The organism is Methylorubrum suomiense, assembly GCF_022179765.1.
Classification (GTDB): domain Bacteria; phylum Pseudomonadota; class Alphaproteobacteria; order Rhizobiales; family Beijerinckiaceae; genus Methylobacterium; species Methylobacterium suomiense.
In genome coordinates, this window is the sequence record NZ_BPRE01000011.1 from 17,680 (window position 1) to 35,002 (window position 17,323).

The window sequence follows — 17,323 nt, forward strand, 5'->3', positions numbered from 1 at the left end:
CGGACTGATATCCGCGGGGGTCAGTTCCGTTCCTGGGCCCGATGGCGGAACGGACGCAGCATCCAGGCGAGACGTCCGATCTCGTCGTCGCGGCCCGTTCGACGCGGGTCGGCCCGGTCCGAACCGATATTGATCTCGTGCATCACTTGGCCGAGCAGCGGCGGCAGGGCCTGCCCATAGGCGTCGAGCAGTTCGGCAGCGTCGACGAGGGCGCGCAATTGAAGATCGGGGATCGGTCGACGCTCGATCTGCGCGTCGAGCGCTTGATCGGCCAGCAGGGTGGCGAGGCGCGAAACCTCCGACAGCCGGGCGGGCGAATGGGCGATGCCGCTGCTCATGGTGGGCGCTTCCTTCAGGTCCGAGCCAAGAGGCTAGCGAGGACATTATCCCGGGAGGGTGAGCCAATCGTTAGGGCGGCCCAGGGCGCGGTGTCCTCATCCGGCTGCGGCGCGCGCGAGGGCCGCCTCGTCGATCTTCACCATCCCCTGCATGGCGGTGAACACGCGGGCGGCGACCGCCGGATCGGGGTCGGTCAGCAAGCGTGGCAGCGTTTCCGGAAAGATCTGCCACGGCACGCCCCAGCGGTCGCGCAGCCAGCCGCAGGCGAGTTCCTCTCCGCCGTCTGCCAGCGCCGCCCATAACCGGTCGACCTCCGCCTGATCGGCGCAGGGAACCGAGATCGAGGCCGCGGTCTGGTACGCGATCCGCGAACCGCCGTTGAGGGCCTGGAAGTTCTGGCCGCCGAGCGTGAAGGCGATCAGGATCACGTCGCCCGTTTGCCCGCCCGGCCAGGGACCGGGCGCATGTTGGATTAGCTCGATGCGCGAATCGGGAATGAGGGAGACGTAGCGGTTCACCGCCGCCTCGGCCTCCCGCTCGAACCACAGGCAGGTGCTGACCGTAGGCATGGCATCCTCGTTCCACCGCGACCCGGTCGAGGATAAGGCGGCAAGGATGGCAGGACCAAACCGGATTCGGTCAACGGGCCCGGCGGGAATCCGTCCGGCCGCCGGAACGGAGGACCGCGTCGATCACCGATCGTGTGGATGGGCTGAGCCCGTGGTCGCCGGGAAGGCGGCGCGGATCGGCCCGATCCAGCCGTTCGACTTCGACGGCGCATCGGCGCAGAGCGTATCCGGCCGCGCCACGCTGCCCCCGCGCCCCGTCGAGTTCGAAACGCAGGCAAACGGCAAGGTCGGCCTTGAGATCGTCGAAGGCCGCCGCCCGGGCATCCGGGGCAGCGGCGAGACACAGCAGGGCCAGGGCGGCGGCGCGGGTGATCATAGCGGGCTCCAGTCGAGATCGGCTGAAGCCGACAACGCAGCCTTTGACCGATCGTCGCCCGGAGCGCAGCCCATTTGACGGGAGATGGTTTCCGGACAGCTCAGGCGGTGGTGCGCGTCGAACCATCCGATCGCGAGGACGACCGTCTCGGATCCGAAATCCGGGACGATTCCCTCAGTGTCGGTGCCCCGTTTCGCCCTACCGGCTCCAGCGCCCGAGCCGGCGGAGCTTCCACCGCTCGCCACGGGGGAGTTCGGCGGCCGGAATGTCCTTGCGCTTGCGCAGCAAGGGGGCCGATCGCTCGGTCTCGGGGGCCTCCGGATCGGCGACGGGCGCCGGGACGGGGGCGGTGACGATGACAGGCTCGACCACGATGGCCCGCTCGGCCTCGGCGGCCACCGGCGCAGTCGCTGCGGGCAATACCTTGCGTGGGCGGCCACGGGGGCGTCGCGGCGGCACATCCTCGGCCACGAGCGGCGCTGCGGGCTCGATCGCCGGCACTTCCGGCTCGATCAGGTTGGGGAGAACCCGCCGCTTCTCCGTCATCGGCTCCCGGTTGACCACCGGGGTCGAGAAAACGGTCTGAGCCGCGAGCTCAGGGGGCGCACTCACGCGGGTCGGGATGAATGTCGAGGATCGGCGGCCAACCGATTTGACTTCGACGGTGAAGGACCGTCGAGAACTATTGCGCATGTGGCAAGACTTCCGGGCCGGATCAGTCCGGCCGACACGTTGATTATGGAGACGCGGCCTTAACGAAAGACCAAAGGGCTCGGTACGTGTGCGAACGCCCAGTGCATCGGACAAACCGCATCCCGATGTTCGTAGACAGCGAAATGCCGTTGACGCAAGGGCCAAACCGCGTCCGACTTGCCATTCCGGCGAGTTCTACGCAGTTTGCGGCCCGTCTTATGACGGCCGCGCCTGTGATGATGTGGTTGGGAAAACTGGAGCGGGCGAAGGGATTCGAACCCTCGACCCCAACCTTGGCAAGGTTGTGCTCTACCCCTGAGCTACACCCGCTCTCTTGTTCCGTCCGGCGCCGCCGTGGCGCTCGCCGTCGGTGGGCGTTCTAAACACCATTCCGACGGGCGTTGCAAGTGCGACCTTCGCTTTTTCTTGTCGGGGCTCACCATTCTTCCGCGGGGGGACGTCCCGCCCGAATTTCGTCGAGACGTGCCCGGGTCGCCCGGGTCGTTTCCGGCGGCAGGGATTCGAGGGGGAAGAAGGCGCATTCGGCGATTTCCCGGTCGGGCCGCTTCGGTCCGACCACCGCGAAGGTCGGTGCGACATAGACCGCGATATGGTCGCGCCGGGGCGCCCGTGCGTTGAGGAAGAAGCCGTGCAGCCGCAGGGGCGCGTCCGGCGGTACGGCGATCCTCGCCTCCTCGCGAAATTCCCGGCGCATGGATTCCGGCGCGCTTTCCCCGGGATCGATCGCGCCCCCGGGCAGGTGCCAGCCCCCGACATAGGTGTGACGGACGAGGCAGACCCGGTCCTCCCCGTCGATCGCCACCCCCCGCACACCGAGCGTCATGCCGCGGGTGAGGAGGCCGGCGCGCATGAGGAGGCCATACAGCCAGGGACGGTCGAGACTGAGCATGATGTGCGACGAGCCCGTTGCGCCCTTTCAGGCGACTGCGAGGGAAAAGCTTCCGACGCCCTCGATGCGGGCGGTCAGCGTCTGTCCGCGGGCGATCGGCCCGACGCCCGAGGGCGTTCCGGTGAAGATCAGGTCTCCCGGATGCAGCTCGAAATAGGTCGAGAGCAGAGCCACCTGCTCCGGCACCGACCAAATCATCTCCGAGAGGTCGCCGCGCTGGCGCTCCTCACCGTCGAGATGCAGCGTGATCGCGCCCGCTTGTGGATGGCCGATATCGCCCGCCGCATGCAGGGGGCCGATCGGCGCGGAAAGATCGGCGGCCTTGCCCATCTCCCAGGGGCGCGACTGGCGCTTGGCCTCGTCCTGAAGATCGCGCCGGGTCATGTCGAGGCCGACCGCGTAGCCGTAGATATGCGCGCCGGCGATCTCGACCGGGATGTCCCGCCCGCCGCGGCCCAGCGCCGCCACCAGCTCCACCTCGAAATGGTAGTTCTCGGTGCGCGGCGGGTAGGGATGTTCCGCCCGGCCGCCCTCGGGCACGACCTGCAGGGTGTCGGCGGGCTTGAGGAAGAAGAACGGCGGATCGCGGTCGTCGGCGCCCATCTCGCGGGCATGGGCGCGGTAATTGCGCCCGACGCAGTACACCCGGCGTACCGGGAACAGATCGGTGCTGCCGTGAATCGGCAGGGCGGGACGCGGAGGATTCGGGATCACGGACAGCATGGCGTTCGGCGGCCTCGGGTCGATGTCGTCGCAAGACAGGTATCCCAGGTCTCGCCGCGTTGCACCGCAGGGCGATCACCGCCGAGCGCCTCTCGGATGGAAGCACGGACCTCCGTGCAAAACCGGTCGCCGCCCCCTATCATCGAGACCCGACCCACCAAGCCCCCTGCCCCCGATGCCCGACACGTCCCCTGCGCGCCTGCTTGCCACCCTCACGGAGCGGCTCGGCGCGCGTCACGTGCGGACCGATCCGGAGGCGCTGGCGCCGCATCTCGTCGAATCGCGCGGCCTCTATCGCGGTCACGCGCTCGCGCTCGTGGAGCCCGGTACCACCGAGGAGGTCGCTGCCGTGGTCGCGGCCTGTGCGGAGGCGCGCGTGCCGGTGACGGCGCAGGGCGGCAACACCGGCCTCGTCGGCGGCGGCGTGCCCTTCGGCGGGATCGTGCTGTCGCTCAACCGTCTCAACCGCCTGCGGGCGGTCGATCCCCTCGGGGCGAGCATGACGGTCGAGGCCGGTATGATCCTCGCGGAAGTGCAGGCGGCGGCGGAAAAGGCCGGGATGCTGTTTCCCCTCTCCTGGGCGGCGGAGGGGACAGCCCGCATCGGCGGTGGCATCGCCACCAATGCCGGGGGGCTCGCGGTGCTGGCCTATGGCAATGCCCGCGATCTCGTGCTCGGACTGGAGGTGGTGCTTGCCGATGGTCGGGTCTGGAACGGGCTGAAGGCCCTTCGCAAGAACAACGCGGGCTACGATCTCAAGCACGCCTTCATCGGATCCGAGGGCACGCTCGGGATCATCACCGCCGCGACCCTCAAGCTGTTCCCGCGCGTCCTGTCCCGCAGCGTCGGCTTCGTCGGCCTTCCCTCCGCGCGGGCGGCCCTCGCCCTGTTCGAACGGCTGCGGTCCGGGGCGGATCGGGGGCTCACCGCCTTCGAATACATCCCGCGCTTCGGCCTCGAGATCGTCCTGCGCCACGGCATCGACGTGCGCGCCCCCCTAGAAGGCGAGCACGCGGCCTACGCGCTGGTCGAACTGTCATCCCCGCGCCCCGGTGCCGACACCCGCACCGAGCTGGAGGCCTTGCTCGCCGAGGCGATGGAGGCGGGCTTGGTCGAGGACGCGACCATCGGCGGCAGCGCGGCGCAGGACGCTGCCCTGTGGCGGCTGCGCGAACTCCTGCCCGAAGTGCAGAAGGCGGAGGGCGGCTCGATCAAGCACGACGTGTCGCTGCCGCTGTCGCGCCTCGCCGACTTCCTGGAAGAGGCGGAAGCCGCCTGCCGTGCCGCGATGCCGGGATTGCGCCCCTGCCCGTTCGGGCATTTCGGGGACGGCAACATCCACTTCAACCTCACCCAGCCCGTCGGCATGGACAAAGCCGCGTTCCTCGCCGCCTGGGCTCGCTTCAACGACATCGTCCACGGGATCGTCGAGCGGATGGACGGCTCGATCGCCGCGGAGCACGGGGTGGGCCTCATCAAGCGCGACGAACTCGCCCGCACCGCCGATCCCGTCGGTCTCGACCTGATGCGCCGCCTCAAGGCGGCCCTGGATCCGCACGATCTGCTCAACCCCGGCAAGGTCGTCGCCCTCTCCGCCGATCCGCCCCCGGCCCTGCCGGTCTGACTCCGTATTCTTGTCGGCGCGATCGCGCGCACGCGGCGCATTCCGGAACTCATCCGGTTGCCAGCTCGTTATTGTGCGACGCACAAGAAAACGGCATCATCCTCGCCGAAAGCGCGGGGAATCAGCCTTGTGCACAACCGGAATCGCGTCCCGGATGATGGGATCGTTAACCATTGCGACCCGACAATCGCCTGCAATGGCGATGCGTGGCGGACCCCGCCGCCTCGGTTTCGTCGCATGACACTTTTACCCCGCACCCCCATGCTGCGCTGCGATGCTGAGATCCCACCGGGACGTACCGCACCGCATCCCGGCCGGCGCGGGAGCGACCCATATGCGGCCCGGGAATCCCGATGTGCCGAACCGGCGATCCGGCCGATAAACGTTCCGAAGGAGACCGACATGCCCACGTCCCAGGCCCGTGTCCCCACTGCGGAAGCGAGCCGCTACCTCAAGCAGCTCTGCCGCCACTGGAGCCACAAGTTTCCCGTCGAGGCGAGCGACGACCACGGTCGCGTTCCTTTCGGCGAGGACCGGATCTGCACCTTCGAGGCGAGCCCCGATGCCCTGCTGATGCGGGTCGCCACGCCGGACCCGGCCGGATTGACGCGGTTGGAGAATGTCGTGTCCGATCATCTCCTGCGCTTTGCCTTCCGGGAGAATCTGGGCGAGATCACGTGGTCGCGCGCGGCCTGAGCAGGCCCCGGCCCTCGATCCGACCCTGAACCGGCCGGCGCGCATCGGGACGATCCGCAGGAAGGCTCTTCGATGACCGGCCCCTCCACGCTTCCGGCCTCCGCCGCTTCGTTCGCGGACCGCCTCGACCGGCTCGCCCAAGTTGCGGTCCGGGTCGGCCTCGGGCTTCGACCCGGCCAGGAACTGGTGATGACGGCGCCCCTGGAGGCGGTGGCGCTCGCCCGCGCCATCACCGAGCACGCCTATCGGGCCGGCGCCTCGCTGGTCACCACCTTCTACGCGGACGATGCCGCGACCCTCGCCCGGTTCAGCCACGCCCCCGACGAAGCCTTCGATCACGCGGCCGGCTGGCTCTATGCGGGCATGGCCGACGCCTATCGCAGCGGCGCCGCGCGGCTCGCCATTTCGGGCGACGACCCCTCCCTTCTGGCAGGCCAGGACCCGACCAAGGTCGCCCGCGCCAACCGCGCGCGGTCGAGGGCCTACGTGCCGGCCCTGGAACTGATCGCAGGCTTCTCCACCAATTGGACCATCGTCTCGGCGGCGACCACGCCGTGGGCCCGAACCGTGTTTCCGGACCTGCCCGAGGACGAGGCGCTGGCGCGGCTGTGGGACGCGGTCTTCGCCGCCTCTCGTATCGATGGGCCCGACCCGGTCGCCGCGTGGGAAACGCACAATCGGGACCTGCGCGAGCGCACCGAGCGGCTCAACGGCGCCCGCTTCGCGGCGCTCCGGTTCGTCGGCCCCGGCACCGATCTGACCGTGGGCTTGGCCGACGATCACGAATGGTGCGGCGGCGCCACCACGGCCAAGAACGGCATCGTCTGCAATGCCAATATTCCGACCGAAGAGGTGTTCACCACGCCTCACCGGATGCGGGTCGACGGGTTTGTGACGAGCACCAAGCCGCTCTCCTACCAGGGCACCCTGATCGACGGCATTCGCGTCCGGTTCTCCGAGGGCCGTATCGTCGAGGCGACCGCCCGCACCGGCGCCGACGTGCTCGCCAAGGTGCTGGAAACCGACGAGGGCGCCGCCCGGCTCGGCGAAGTCGCCCTGGTGCCCGCTTCGTCGGCGATCTCCGCGTCCGGGCTGTTGTTCTACAACACGCTCTACGACGAGAACGCCGCGAGCCACATCGCCCTTGGACAGGCCTACTCGAAATGCTTCCGCAATGGCGGCGAGGGCCTGAGCGAGGCCGATCTGACCGAGCGCGGGGCCAATCGCAGCCTGATCCATATTGATTGGATGATCGGATCGGCCGAGATCGACGTCGACGGTCTTTCCGAAACGGGCGAGGCCGTGCCGGTGATGCGCCGGGGCGAGTGGGTCTAGGGAATCGTCCCGGTTTCAAGATCCGGGGGATCCCTTCGCTTCCGGCGCCGCATCAGCTTTTTCCGAAAGCCGTTCGCCACCTTTCGGACCGTTACAGCCCTGGGCCCTTGGCGGCCCCGATGATCCGCCCGGCCCGGCTCACGCCGCCCGTCTGCAGCAGCACGGCGTAACCGTCGGCACCGTTGACGTGGGTGATGGCGCGGGACAGTTCCAGGCGGGTCGCGGCGCCGCTCCACGTGCCGACCCGATGGAAGCCGCGCACGACATTCGCGTAGACCGCGACGCGGCCCTCGTTGGCGCCGTGCCCGATCGCGACGGGTCGGCTGCGGGCGACGGGTACCAGCCAGATCTCGGCCGGCCACGCGGTCGCCTGCGCTTCGACATCGATGACGATGCGCTCGTTGCGCTCGCAGACCTTCACCCGCACCGGCAGCGGCCCGGATTCCGCGACGAGACGCGACAGCCGCGTGCGGTCGGAGCCGGGGATCAGATCCCGACCGCTCACTACGGCCTGGGGCGTAGCGAGTTGAGGAAGCCGGTTCTGGACGGCATAGGCCCGCTGACGTTCATCGAATGCGTGGTCGGCGAGGGTGTCCTTCCAGCCGAGATAATCCCAATAGGTCACCGGCACCGTGAGCGAAAGCAGGCCGGGTTCGCGGCTGAACTCCCCTGTCAGCCGGTCGGCGGGGAGGCAGGCCGAGCAGCCCTGACTGGTGAACATCTCGACCACCGCGCGCACCGGCGGTGCCGTCTCGGGGCCGGCTATGGCGGGCGGAGCGAGGAGCGCGAGGGACGCCGCCACCGCAAGAACCGCCGCCCGCGCGCCCCGCATCAGCGTCCCCGCGCCCCGTCGAGGACGGCCTCGGCGGCACGTCCCGTCACGCTTGGCAGCGCAACCGCCTTCGGCAGCATCGCCGGGCGCCAGCGGCGATGCATCCACAGCCACTGGCCGGGATTCTCGCGGACCCAATCTTCCACGACCGACGTCATCGCCTGCATCGCGCCCTGAACGTCGATCAGCCCGTCCGGGCCACGGGGCAGGTCGAGGGCGGGGGTCAATTCGAGCAGGAAGCGCCCTCCGGCCTTGCGCACCACCCGCACTCCGTGGACCGGGCATTCGTGATGGCGGACGAGCTTCCCGAGTAGGGGATTGACCAGCACCGGCTGGCCGAAGAAGCGCACCACCACCCCGCGGGTGAAGTGCTGATCGATGAGTTGGCCGAGATGCCCGCCCCGCTCGACCGCGCCCTGCATGGCGAAGACCGCGCCGGGGCCGGAGGCGGCGAGCCCCCCCATGGTCTTGCGGCGCACCTCCTGCACCAGCTGCGCGGCGGCCGGGTTGTTCGGGGGGCGGAACACCGCCGTCGTCTCAAGCCCGAATTTGTGGGCGCAGATCGCCGGCAGCTCCCAATTGGCGAGATGGGCCGAGAAGATCAGTCCCGGCTTGCCGTCGTCGCGGATCGCGTTGAACTGGTCGATCCCGCGCACCTCCATGCGCTGGGTCGCCGCGTCGTCGGGATCGACGTCGAAGATCCGGTCGAGATGGGCGTATTCCGCACCGGTGCGGCCGAGATTGTCCCAGGCCCCCAGCGCGATCTCCCGCAGCTGCCGATCGTCGGCCCCCGGATAGGCCATCCGCAGATTGGCCATGGCGGTCCGGTGCGAGGGCAGGAGCGGGCCGACCGTGCGGGCGATCCATCCGCCGATCGCGCTCGCCCGATCGGTTCCGAGCGCGCGGGCGAGCCAGAACAGGGCTCGGATCAGGGGAACGGTCGCGAAGCCTGCGCGACGCGGCAGGTTGCGACGGAGGATCAGCGCGAGGCGCAGCACGGTCGGGTCATCGAGGGAAAAACAGGACGGGATGGATACCAGCGGGCATGGTTCAACGATACCAGTACCATGCACGTGGCACGAGCGAATACGGCATTCTCCATATCGTATTCGGACGCATTGCCAAGCTGCACGGCTGTCCGCTTGCCGATTCCTCCCGGCGCGCCCTGTGCTGAAAGCAGGAAAGCCGCCGACCCGTTCCCGGATCGGCGGCTATCGCTCGCGGTATCGTGTTTTAGGCGATCGGGCGCCGATCAGACGAAGTGCTGACCGCCATTGATCGTGAGGGTCGAGCCGGTCACGAAGCCGGCCTCGTCGCTGGCGAGGTATTCGACCGCGTGGGCGATCTCGTCGGCCTCACCGAGGCGGCCCGTGGGGATCGTCGAGATGATCTTGTTGCGGATGTCCTCCGGCACCGCCATCACCATTTCGGTGGCGATGTAGCCCGGCGCCACCACGTTCACGGTGATGCCCTTCGAGGCGCTCTCCTGTGCCAGGGCCTTGGCGAAGCCGATCACGCCGGACTTGGCGGCGGAGTAGTTGGTCTGGCCGGCCTGGCCCTTCTGGCCGTTGATCGACGAGATGATGATGATGCGGCCGAAATTGCGCGCGCGCATGCCGTCGATCAGCGGACGGGTGCAGGTGAACATCGAGTCGAGGTTGGTCTTGATGACCGCCTGCCACTTCTCGAACGTCATCTTGTGGAAGGCGCCGTCGCGGGTGATGCCGGCGTTGTTGACCAGGATGTCGATCGGTCCGAGCTCGGCCTCGATCGCCTTGATGCCGGCCTCGCAGCTGGCGAGATCGCCGACATCGAACTTGAACACCGGGATGCCGGTCTCGGCCTTGAAGGCGTTGGCCGCCTCGTCATTGCCGCCGTAATTGGCCGCGACCTTGTAGCCCTTGTCCTTGAGACGCTTGGAAATGGCGGCGCCGATGCCGCGCGTTCCACCCGTGACGAGGGCGACGCGTTCTTGAGCCATGATTTCCTCCGTGAATGTCGATCGTTGTTCTGGTCGAGCCGGTGCGGTGCCGGGCTTCTAGCCTAGTTCTCCCGCGCGCGGCATGGCATTAAAGTTTAAGCCGCAGCCAAAGCGGATTTGTGCAAATCCTTCTTGAGTCGGGAGGGCCCGGTCGACCCTCCCGCAACGTGCGACGCTGTGCTCAGACGCGCTCGACGCACATGGCGACGCCCATGCCGCCGCCGATGCAAAGGGTCGCGAGGCCCTTCTTGCCGTCGCGACGCTTCAGCTCGTGCAGCAGCGTGATGAGGACGCGGGCGCCGGAGGCGCCGATCGGGTGGCCGATGGCGATGGCGCCGCCGTTGACGTTCACCTTCTCGTCGTCCCAGCCCATGTCCTTGTTGACCGCAAGCGCCTGGGCCGCGAAGGCCTCGTTCGCCTCGATCAGGTCGAGATCGGACGGCTTCCAGCCGGCCTTCTCCAGGGCCTTGCGCGAGGCCGGGATCGGACCCGTGCCCATCACCTTGGGATCGACGCCCGCGGTCGCCCAGGACACGATCCGCGCCAGGGGCTTGATCCCGCGCTTCTCGGCCTCAGAGGCCGACATCAGGACGAGCGCCGCGGCGCCGTCGTTGAGGCCCGAGGCGTTGGCGGCCGTGACCGTGCCGTCCTTGGTGAAGGCGGGCTTGAGCTTGGCCATCGCGTCGACGGTGGCGCCGTCGCGGATGTACTCGTCGGTGTCGACGATGGTGTCGCCCTTGCGGCCCTTCACGGTGACCGGGACGATCTCTTCCTTGAAGCGGCCCTCCTTGCGGGCGGCCTCGGCCTTGTTCTGCGAGCGGACCGCGAACTGGTCCTGCTGCTCGCGGGTGAGCTGGAAGGCTTGCGCCACGTTCTCGGCGGTCTGGCCCATGTGGTAGCCGTTGAAGGCATCCCACAGGCCGTCCTTGATCATCGTATCGACGAGCTTGAGGTCGCCCATCTTCTGGCCGCCGCGCAGGTACTGCGCGTGGGGGCTGAGCGACATCGATTCCTGGCCGCCCGCGACGATCACGGTGGCGTCGCCATTGGCGATCTGCTGCATGCCGACCGCGACGGTGCGCAGCCCTGAGCCGCACACTTGATTGAGGCCCCAAGCGGTCGCCTTCTCCGGGATGCCCGCCGCGATGGCGGCCTGCCGGGCCGGGTTCTGTCCGGCGGCGGCGGTGAGCACCTGGCCGAAGATCACCTCGTCCACGTCGTCGGGGGAGACGCCGGCCCGCTCCAGCGCGGCCTTGATCGCCACGGCGCCGAGCTCGTGCGCCGGTACGCTGCCGAAGGCGCCGGCGAACGAGCCGACCGGTGTGCGCGCCGCCCCGACAATGACGATATCTTCGCTGGCTGCCATCGTGCGTTCTCCTCGTTCCGGCGGCGCGATCATGAGGACTGGGATCGTCCGGCGCGCGGCCTGCCGTTCTCCGGATGAAGAGCGCGGATCGGGCGAAGTCAAGCCGAAGCGTGGACAACGACGCTCGATCGTCGCAGTGACGTCGTCGAGACGGACCCGGATTCTGCGGGACAAGAGATAAATTGCTGTTTTCGACGTTGAGCGAGTGCCTTAAGGTCGAACGCGGACGAACAAAAACCCGCCCCTGGGCGCGGGCGACCGATATTCAAGCGGAGCGGTGAGCTTTGCGCGGACTCATGAGCGAAGCGGGAGGCGTCTCAGCGATGGCCGAGAGCGGCAGGGCGCATCAGACCGTCATCAAGAAATACGCGAACCGGCGCCTCTACCATACGGGCACCTCGACCTACGTCACGCTCGAAGATCTGGCGACGATGGTCCAGAACGGCGAAGACTTCGTCGTCTACGACGCGCGCTCGGGCGACGACATCACCCGCTCGGTGCTGACGCAGATCATCTTCGAGCAGGAGAACAAGGCCGGGGACGACAACCTCCTGCCCGTGGCCTTCCTGCGGCAGTTGATTCGCTTCTACGGCGACAGCATGCGCACCATGGTGCCCAGCTTCCTCGAATTCTCCATGGCGAATTTCGCGAAGGATCAGGACGGTCTGCGCGAGAAGCTGTCGCAGAGCTTCGGACCCTCGGCCTTCCAGCAGGCCGTGCAGGAGCAGGTTCGGGCCAACATGACCTTCTTCGGCGATGCCATGAAGATGTTCACCGGCGGCTTCGGCCCCCCTGCCCCGCCCCCGGTCCAGAGCGCGACGCCCCCCGCCACGACGTCCGGCGGTGGCGATCTCGACGAGCTGAAGAAACAGATGGCCGAGATGCAGGCCCGGCTGGATTCTCTGGCCCGGAAGTAGTCCTGATCGTTGCCGAGGGTCGCGGCGTGGAGTCCGTCTCCGGCCACGGAGCGCGTTCCATTCAGAATCGGCACCCGTACACGCGTATGGAAGCGCGCCGGTGACGCCTCGTTCGTCCGGCGCTCATCGCCCCTAGCCGATGGCGAGAGGCTTTCGCTCGCCTAAGGCATCGCCCCGGTGTTCCCCTGGGCTTACGCTGCGGCGGCCCGGTCCAGGTCGGCGGCGACCAGGGATGCCAACTCCACCGCCTCGTTTCGGATGTCGGGCACCGCGATGCATTCCCACAGCACGCCGCGCAGGAGCGGACCCAGCAGCCAGAGCGGCCGGGCGGCGGTCGTTCCCCGCGCCCGATAATCGGGCCCGGCCTCCAGTCCGAGGCCGAAGGGTTCGGGGCGCACGAGTCCCCGCTCCAGCAAGCGGCGCAGCAAGGGATCTTGGCTCTGCGCCAGATGGCCGAAGCCGGTGGCGTCGATCATCGCCTGTACAGCGAGGCGCTCGGTTCGTTCCGCGCCGCGCAGGCGCAACGTCACCACCGCCTGCGCCGGGTCGTCGGCAATGTCGAGCAGGCGCCCCGCCCGCACCGTCAGACCCCCGGAGGCGATCTCGTCGCGGATCGCCGCGTCCACGGGCGGGGCCGTGCGGTGGCGATGCACGTCCCAGAACGGGCGCAGGTGGCGCAGGAACCGGCGACGCTCCGGCGTCGGCAGGCTGCGCCACAGGGTGTCGGTGAGCGGGCGCAACGCATCGATGACGCCGTGCCAGCCGATCCCCCGAGCGCCGGCCCGCGCCACCTCGGTCCGGATGCGCGTCAGCAGCCGGGGCAACGAGGCCAGTTCGGCCGGGGTGAAATCCGGTGCAGCCCAGGTTTTCGCCGGGGCATGACCGTTCGGCACGAGTCCGCGCCGTGACAGGGCCAGGATGGCGCCCGCGAAGCCGTGGGCGCGCAAACTTGCCACGGCGTCCAGCATGGTGAGCCCGGTGCCGAGGATCAGCACCGGGGCGTGCGGATGCAGCCGGCCGAAATGCTCCGTGTCCCACGGATCGAGGCTGTGGCGGCTGCGCGACGGGGCGGCGGCGAGATTCCCCATGGCGAGCACGGCGCCGGCGACGGTGAAGCTTTGTCCGCCCTCGGTGTGAAGGCGGAAGCCGTCGCCGCGCGGCTCCAGATCGGTCACGGCGTCCGGCAACAGCTGAAGGCGGCCAGCATGCGATCGGGTGACGGCCTCGGACAACAATTCGGTGAGGTAGCGCCCGAAGAGGCCGCGGGCCGCGAACGTTCCGGCGGGGGTCGCCCAGATCCCTTCCGCCTCCTCCGGCCCGAGACGACCGAGCCATTCCTCGAAGTTTCTGGGCCGGTCCGGGAAGGCGCTCATGTTCGTGGCGCGCAGATTGAGAAGATGGGCCGGATTGCCGGTGCCGTAGGCGAGCCCGCGCCCGAAGCTGCCGCCCCGCTCGCACAGCAGCACCGGCCGCTCCGGCGGCAGGGTCGAGAGCAGTTGCAGCGCGGCCATGGTGCCGCTGAACCCCGCGCCGATCACGGCGACGGGCGGCAGGCTTGCCCGGGTCATCGTCGAACGTCCTTCCTCTGATCCCCTCCGTCTCAGCGGGTCGGCGGCGCCCAGACCGGCAGGGCCGCGGCATCGACGGCCCGCGGCAGCAATCCCTCGGCACGGAAGGCGTCGGCGATGGTCTGCTGCTCGGCGAGACCGTCGCGGGTCACCGGCTCGACCTGATAGCTGCGCCGGGCATTGGCCTTGAGCACCACCGGCGCATCGATCTTCCAGAGGGCGGCGAGGCGCTCGGCGGCGGCGTCCGGATGGGCCTTCACCCAGGCGCCGGTCTCCTTGAGCTTGCCGAACAGCAGCGCCAGCACGTCGGCGCGCTTGGCGGCGTAGTCGTCGGAGGCGAGATAGTAGCGCTTGTAGCCCGACAGGCCGGTGCCGTCCTTCAGCACCCGGGCGCCCGCCTGGACCTCCGCCGCCGAGAGGAAGGGGTCCCAGGCGACCCAGGCATCGACGCTGCCGCCGGCCAGCGCGCTGCGACCGTCCGCGGGGGTGAGATAGGCCGGGGTGATGCTCTTGAACGGAAGGCTTTCCGCCTTGAGGGCGGCGAGCAGCAGGTAGTGGCTGCCCGCACCCTTCGTGACGGCGACCTTGCGGCCCTTCAGATCCGCCACGGATTTCAGCGGCGAGTCGCCCGGCACGAGGATCGCCTGCGCGGTCGGTGAGGCCGCCTCCTGCGCGAAATAGGTGATCTTGGCGTTCGCCCCCTGCGCGAAGACCGGCACGGTGTCGGCCACGTCCGCCGACACATCGATGCGCCCGACATTCAGCGCCTCCATGATCGGCAGGCCCGAGGTGAATTCGTGCCAGGAGACCTCGACGTTGAGCGGCTTCAGCGCCGTTTCCAGGGTGCGGTCCTCGCGCAGGAGCGCGATCAGGGTCGAGGAGCGCTGGTAGCCGATGCGCAGGGTGGCGGCGTCTTGCGCCGCGGCCGGAGCGATGGCGGCGGTGACGAGCGCGAGGGCGGCGAAAAGGGAGCGGATCACGGGGGAACTACCGGTACGAGGTGACGTGAGGGTCGGGTTTTTGGCTCGTCCCACCCAATCCCCTCATCCTGAGGTGCTGCGCAGCAGCCTCGAAGGAGGGCTCCAGGGATCGCGTGGCTGGCTGGAGCCCTCCTTCGAGGCCTCCGCTTCGCTTCGGCACCTCAGGATGAGGCGGTTGGGTGGGATGGACGGAAGGCGCTAGCTACCCGGCTTGCGCACGGCGCCGGCGATGTCGATCGCCTTCGGGACGAGCCCGAGACCGTGAAAGGTGTCGGCGATGCGCTGCTGCTCCGCCGTGACGCCGGCATCGAGCGGGCGGATGCCGTAGGTCTGCCGCCGGAGCGCGGCGGCCAGGATCGGCGCCGGAATGCCGACCGAGGGCGACAGTTCCTTGGCCGCCGCGTCGGTGTTGTCCTTGGCCCAGGCATCGACCTCGGCCACCGCTGTGACGATAGCGTCGAGCGCCGCGCCGTTCTTCGCAGAAAAGTCCCGCGAGGACAGGTAGAACTGATGGTTCGGCACGAGCCCGCTGCCATCCGCGAGGACGCGGGCGTTGCCGCCGGCCTCGGCCGCGGCGAAGAACGGATCCCAGATCACCCAGGCGTCGACCGCGCCGCGCTCGAACGCCGCCCGCCCGTCGGCCGGCGCGAGGTAGACCGGCGTAATATCGGCCAGCGACAGCCCAGCGGATTCGAGCGCCCGCACCAGCAGGTAATGGACGTTCGAGCCCTTGTTGAGGGCGACCTTCCTCCCCCGCAGGTCGGCGACCGACTGCACCGGGCTCGCCTTTGGCACGAGGATCGCCTCGCCCTTCGGCGCCGGCGGCTCGTGGGCGACGTAGGTGAGCGCGTCGCTGGCCGCCTGGGCGAAGATCGGCGGAGTCTCGCCGGCCGAGCCGAAATCGATCGCGCCCGCGTTCAACGCTTCCAGGAGCGGCGGTCCGGAGGGAAATTCCGACCATTGCACCCGGTAGCCGAGGGGCTTGAGCTTCGGCTCGAGATTGCCGCGACCTTTCAGCAGCACCAGCGTGCCGTATTTCTGGTAGCCGATCCGCACCACCTTGTCGTCGGCATGGGCGGCCAGCGTCAGGCTTGCGAAGATCAGGGCGGCGAGGGCGAGCCAGAGGCGCGGCAGGAGCGTTGGAGCGAGGGATATCGGGTGGGATCGGGCGGGCATCTCTCGCCTCCTCAATGCGCGCTGACGCGGCGGGTGGGGACGATGTCGTTGGCGATGACCTCGCCGAACGGGCCGTTGTTGCGCGCCGTGCTCGGCGCCCGGCCGGTGGTGGCGCGAAGGGGCAGTTTGGGGAAGACGAGCTCGGCGAAGCGATAGGCCTCCTCAAGATGCGGGTAGCCGGACAGGATGAAGCGGTCGATGCCGAGATCGATGTACTCCTTCATCCGGTCGGCGACCTGATCGGCCGAGCCGACGAGCGCCGTGCCCGCGCCGCCGCGCACGAGCCCGACGCCGGCCCAGAGGTTGGGCGAGACGACGAGCTTGTTCCGGTCGCCGCCGTGCAGCGCCATCATCCGCTTCTGGCCCTCGGAATCCTGGCGCTTCAGCGTCGCCTGCGCCTGGGCGATGGTGGCGTCGTCGAGCCGCGAGATCAGCTTCTCGGCCTCGGCCCAGGCCTCGGACTCGGTCTCGCGCACGATGACGTGCAGCCGGATGCCGTAGGAGAAGGTCTTGCCTTTCTTCTCGGCGGCTTCCCGGGCGCGCGCCAGCTTCTCGGCGACGCCCGCGGGCGGCTCGCCCCAGGTGAGGTAGACCTCGCAATGCTCGGCCGCGACCTCGATGCCGGCGGGCGAGGAGCCGCCGAAATAGAGCGGCGGATAGGGTGCCTGGACCGGGCGGAAGATCACGCGCCCGCCCTCGCTGCGCAGGTGCTTGCCCTCGAAATTGACCGTCTCGCCGGCCATCAGCCCGCGCCAGATATGCAGGAACTCGTCCGTGACCTCGTAGCGCTCGTCATGGCCGAGGAAGACCCCGTCGCCCTTCAGCTCCACCGGATCGCCCCCGGTCACGACGTTGATGAGGAGCCGCCCGTCCGAGATCCGGTCGAGCGTCGCGGCCATGCGGGCGGCCACCGAGGGTTCCTGCAGGCCGGGGCGCACGGCGACGAGGAAGCGCAGGCGCTGGGTCAGCGGCGCGAGCGCCGAGGCGATGACCCAGGAATCCTCGCAGGAGCGCCCGGTCGGCAGCAGCACGCCGAAATAGCCGAGTTCGTCGGCGGCCTGCGCGATCTGGCGCAGATACGGCAGCGACACGTCGCGGGCCCCTTCCGAGGCCCCGAGATAGCGACCGTCACCATGGGTCGGCAGGAACCACAGGACGTCGGTCTTGCCGTCGGTGGGCGGGTTGCTGGGCAGGCCGGTCGGGGTGCTCATGGGGTTACGCTCCAAAAATCTCGAAAG

At 69.0% G+C, this 17,323-nt stretch carries 18 protein-coding genes and 1 tRNA gene; 4 read left to right on the top strand and 15 right to left on the bottom strand.

Translation table 11 applies throughout. From position 1 onward, the window contains the following. Positions 1–20 precede the first annotated feature (20 nt). From MFF26_RS17250 to MFF26_RS17280, 7 genes are all read right to left on the bottom strand, one after another. Complete coding sequence (locus MFF26_RS17250; RefSeq protein ID WP_137831407.1) at positions 21–338, bottom strand: hypothetical protein; 318 nt, start codon at positions 336–338, stop codon at positions 21–23. Between the two features lie 96 nt (positions 339–434). Then, positions 435–908: a VOC family protein gene (locus MFF26_RS17255; protein WP_238308251.1), complete on the bottom strand. Its 474-nt coding sequence runs from the start codon at positions 906–908 to the stop codon at positions 435–437. A gap of 70 nt (positions 909–978) precedes the next feature. Then, complete coding sequence (locus MFF26_RS17260) at positions 979–1,284, bottom strand: hypothetical protein (RefSeq protein ID WP_137831405.1); 306 nt, start codon at positions 1,282–1,284, stop codon at positions 979–981. Between the two features lie 198 nt (positions 1,285–1,482). Further along, on the bottom strand, positions 1,483–1,896 hold the full coding sequence (locus MFF26_RS17265) for a hypothetical protein (RefSeq protein WP_238308252.1): 414 nt from the start codon (positions 1,894–1,896) through the stop codon (positions 1,483–1,485). 336 nt (positions 1,897–2,232) lie between these two features. Continuing rightward, a tRNA-Gly gene (locus tag MFF26_RS17270) sits at positions 2,233–2,307 on the bottom strand. A gap of 106 nt (positions 2,308–2,413) precedes the next feature. Next, the gene (locus MFF26_RS17275) at positions 2,414–2,887 is read right to left on the bottom strand and encodes an NUDIX domain-containing protein (protein WP_238308253.1); all 474 of its coding nucleotides are present in this window, start codon (positions 2,885–2,887) and stop codon (positions 2,414–2,416) included. A 27-nt stretch (positions 2,888–2,914) separates the two neighbouring features. Further along, on the bottom strand, positions 2,915–3,610 hold the full coding sequence (locus MFF26_RS17280) for a fumarylacetoacetate hydrolase family protein (protein WP_137831402.1): 696 nt from the start codon (positions 3,608–3,610) through the stop codon (positions 2,915–2,917). A gap of 175 nt (positions 3,611–3,785) precedes the next feature. Here MFF26_RS17280 and MFF26_RS17285 point away from each other — a divergent pair, with 175 nt between their 5' ends. From MFF26_RS17285 to MFF26_RS17295, 3 genes are all read left to right on the top strand, one after another. Then, positions 3,786–5,234, top strand: coding sequence for an FAD-binding oxidoreductase (locus tag MFF26_RS17285; protein ID WP_137831682.1), 1,449 nt, complete (start codon positions 3,786–3,788; stop codon positions 5,232–5,234). Between the two features lie 402 nt (positions 5,235–5,636). Further along, positions 5,637–5,930, top strand: a complete 294-nt coding sequence (locus MFF26_RS17290; RefSeq protein WP_137831681.1) for a DUF2218 domain-containing protein — start codon at positions 5,637–5,639, stop codon at positions 5,928–5,930. Positions 5,931–6,002: 72 nt separating this feature from the next. Next, positions 6,003–7,265: an aminopeptidase gene (locus MFF26_RS17295; RefSeq protein ID WP_137831680.1), complete on the top strand. Its 1,263-nt coding sequence runs from the start codon at positions 6,003–6,005 to the stop codon at positions 7,263–7,265. A gap of 91 nt (positions 7,266–7,356) precedes the next feature. Here MFF26_RS17295 and MFF26_RS17300 read toward each other — a convergent pair whose 3' ends face one another. The 4 genes from MFF26_RS17300 to MFF26_RS17315 all read right to left on the bottom strand — a co-directional run bounded on the left by MFF26_RS17300 (position 7,357) and on the right by MFF26_RS17315 (position 11,444). Next, positions 7,357–8,097: a DUF1223 domain-containing protein gene (locus MFF26_RS17300; RefSeq protein WP_137831679.1), complete on the bottom strand. Its 741-nt coding sequence runs from the start codon at positions 8,095–8,097 to the stop codon at positions 7,357–7,359. Then, positions 8,097–9,095, bottom strand: a complete 999-nt coding sequence (locus MFF26_RS17305; RefSeq protein ID WP_238308254.1) for a lipid A biosynthesis lauroyl acyltransferase — start codon at positions 9,093–9,095, stop codon at positions 8,097–8,099. The genes MFF26_RS17300 and MFF26_RS17305 overlap by 1 nt, the downstream gene beginning before the upstream one ends. 254 nt (positions 9,096–9,349) lie before the next feature. Then, positions 9,350–10,078, bottom strand: a complete 729-nt coding sequence (phbB, locus tag MFF26_RS17310) for an acetoacetyl-CoA reductase (protein WP_137831677.1) — start codon at positions 10,076–10,078, stop codon at positions 9,350–9,352. Positions 10,079–10,259: 181 nt separating this feature from the next. Beyond that, the gene (locus MFF26_RS17315) at positions 10,260–11,444 is read right to left on the bottom strand and encodes an acetyl-CoA C-acetyltransferase (RefSeq protein ID WP_137831676.1); all 1,185 of its coding nucleotides are present in this window, start codon (positions 11,442–11,444) and stop codon (positions 10,260–10,262) included. A gap of 323 nt (positions 11,445–11,767) precedes the next feature. Here MFF26_RS17315 and phaR point away from each other — a divergent pair, with 323 nt between their 5' ends. Further along, positions 11,768–12,361: a polyhydroxyalkanoate synthesis repressor PhaR gene (gene phaR, locus MFF26_RS17320; RefSeq protein WP_137831675.1), complete on the top strand. Its 594-nt coding sequence runs from the start codon at positions 11,768–11,770 to the stop codon at positions 12,359–12,361. 191 nt (positions 12,362–12,552) lie between these two features. Here the strand turns inward: phaR and MFF26_RS17325 are convergent, their stop codons facing one another. From MFF26_RS17325 to ssuD, 4 genes are all read right to left on the bottom strand, one after another. Beyond that, the gene (locus MFF26_RS17325) at positions 12,553–13,929 is read right to left on the bottom strand and encodes an FAD/NAD(P)-binding protein (RefSeq protein WP_137831674.1); all 1,377 of its coding nucleotides are present in this window, start codon (positions 13,927–13,929) and stop codon (positions 12,553–12,555) included. A gap of 32 nt (positions 13,930–13,961) precedes the next feature. Further along, entirely contained in the window at positions 13,962–14,864 is a 903-nt protein-coding gene (locus MFF26_RS17330; RefSeq protein WP_373324491.1) for an aliphatic sulfonate ABC transporter substrate-binding protein, read from the bottom strand. Between the two features lie 243 nt (positions 14,865–15,107). Beyond that, entirely contained in the window at positions 15,108–16,085 is a 978-nt protein-coding gene (locus MFF26_RS17335) for a sulfonate ABC transporter substrate-binding protein (protein ID WP_238308256.1), read from the bottom strand. A gap of 11 nt (positions 16,086–16,096) precedes the next feature. Continuing rightward, complete coding sequence (ssuD, locus tag MFF26_RS17340; RefSeq protein ID WP_137827103.1) at positions 16,097–17,296, bottom strand: FMNH2-dependent alkanesulfonate monooxygenase; 1,200 nt, start codon at positions 17,294–17,296, stop codon at positions 16,097–16,099. Positions 17,297–17,323 lie beyond the last annotated feature (27 nt).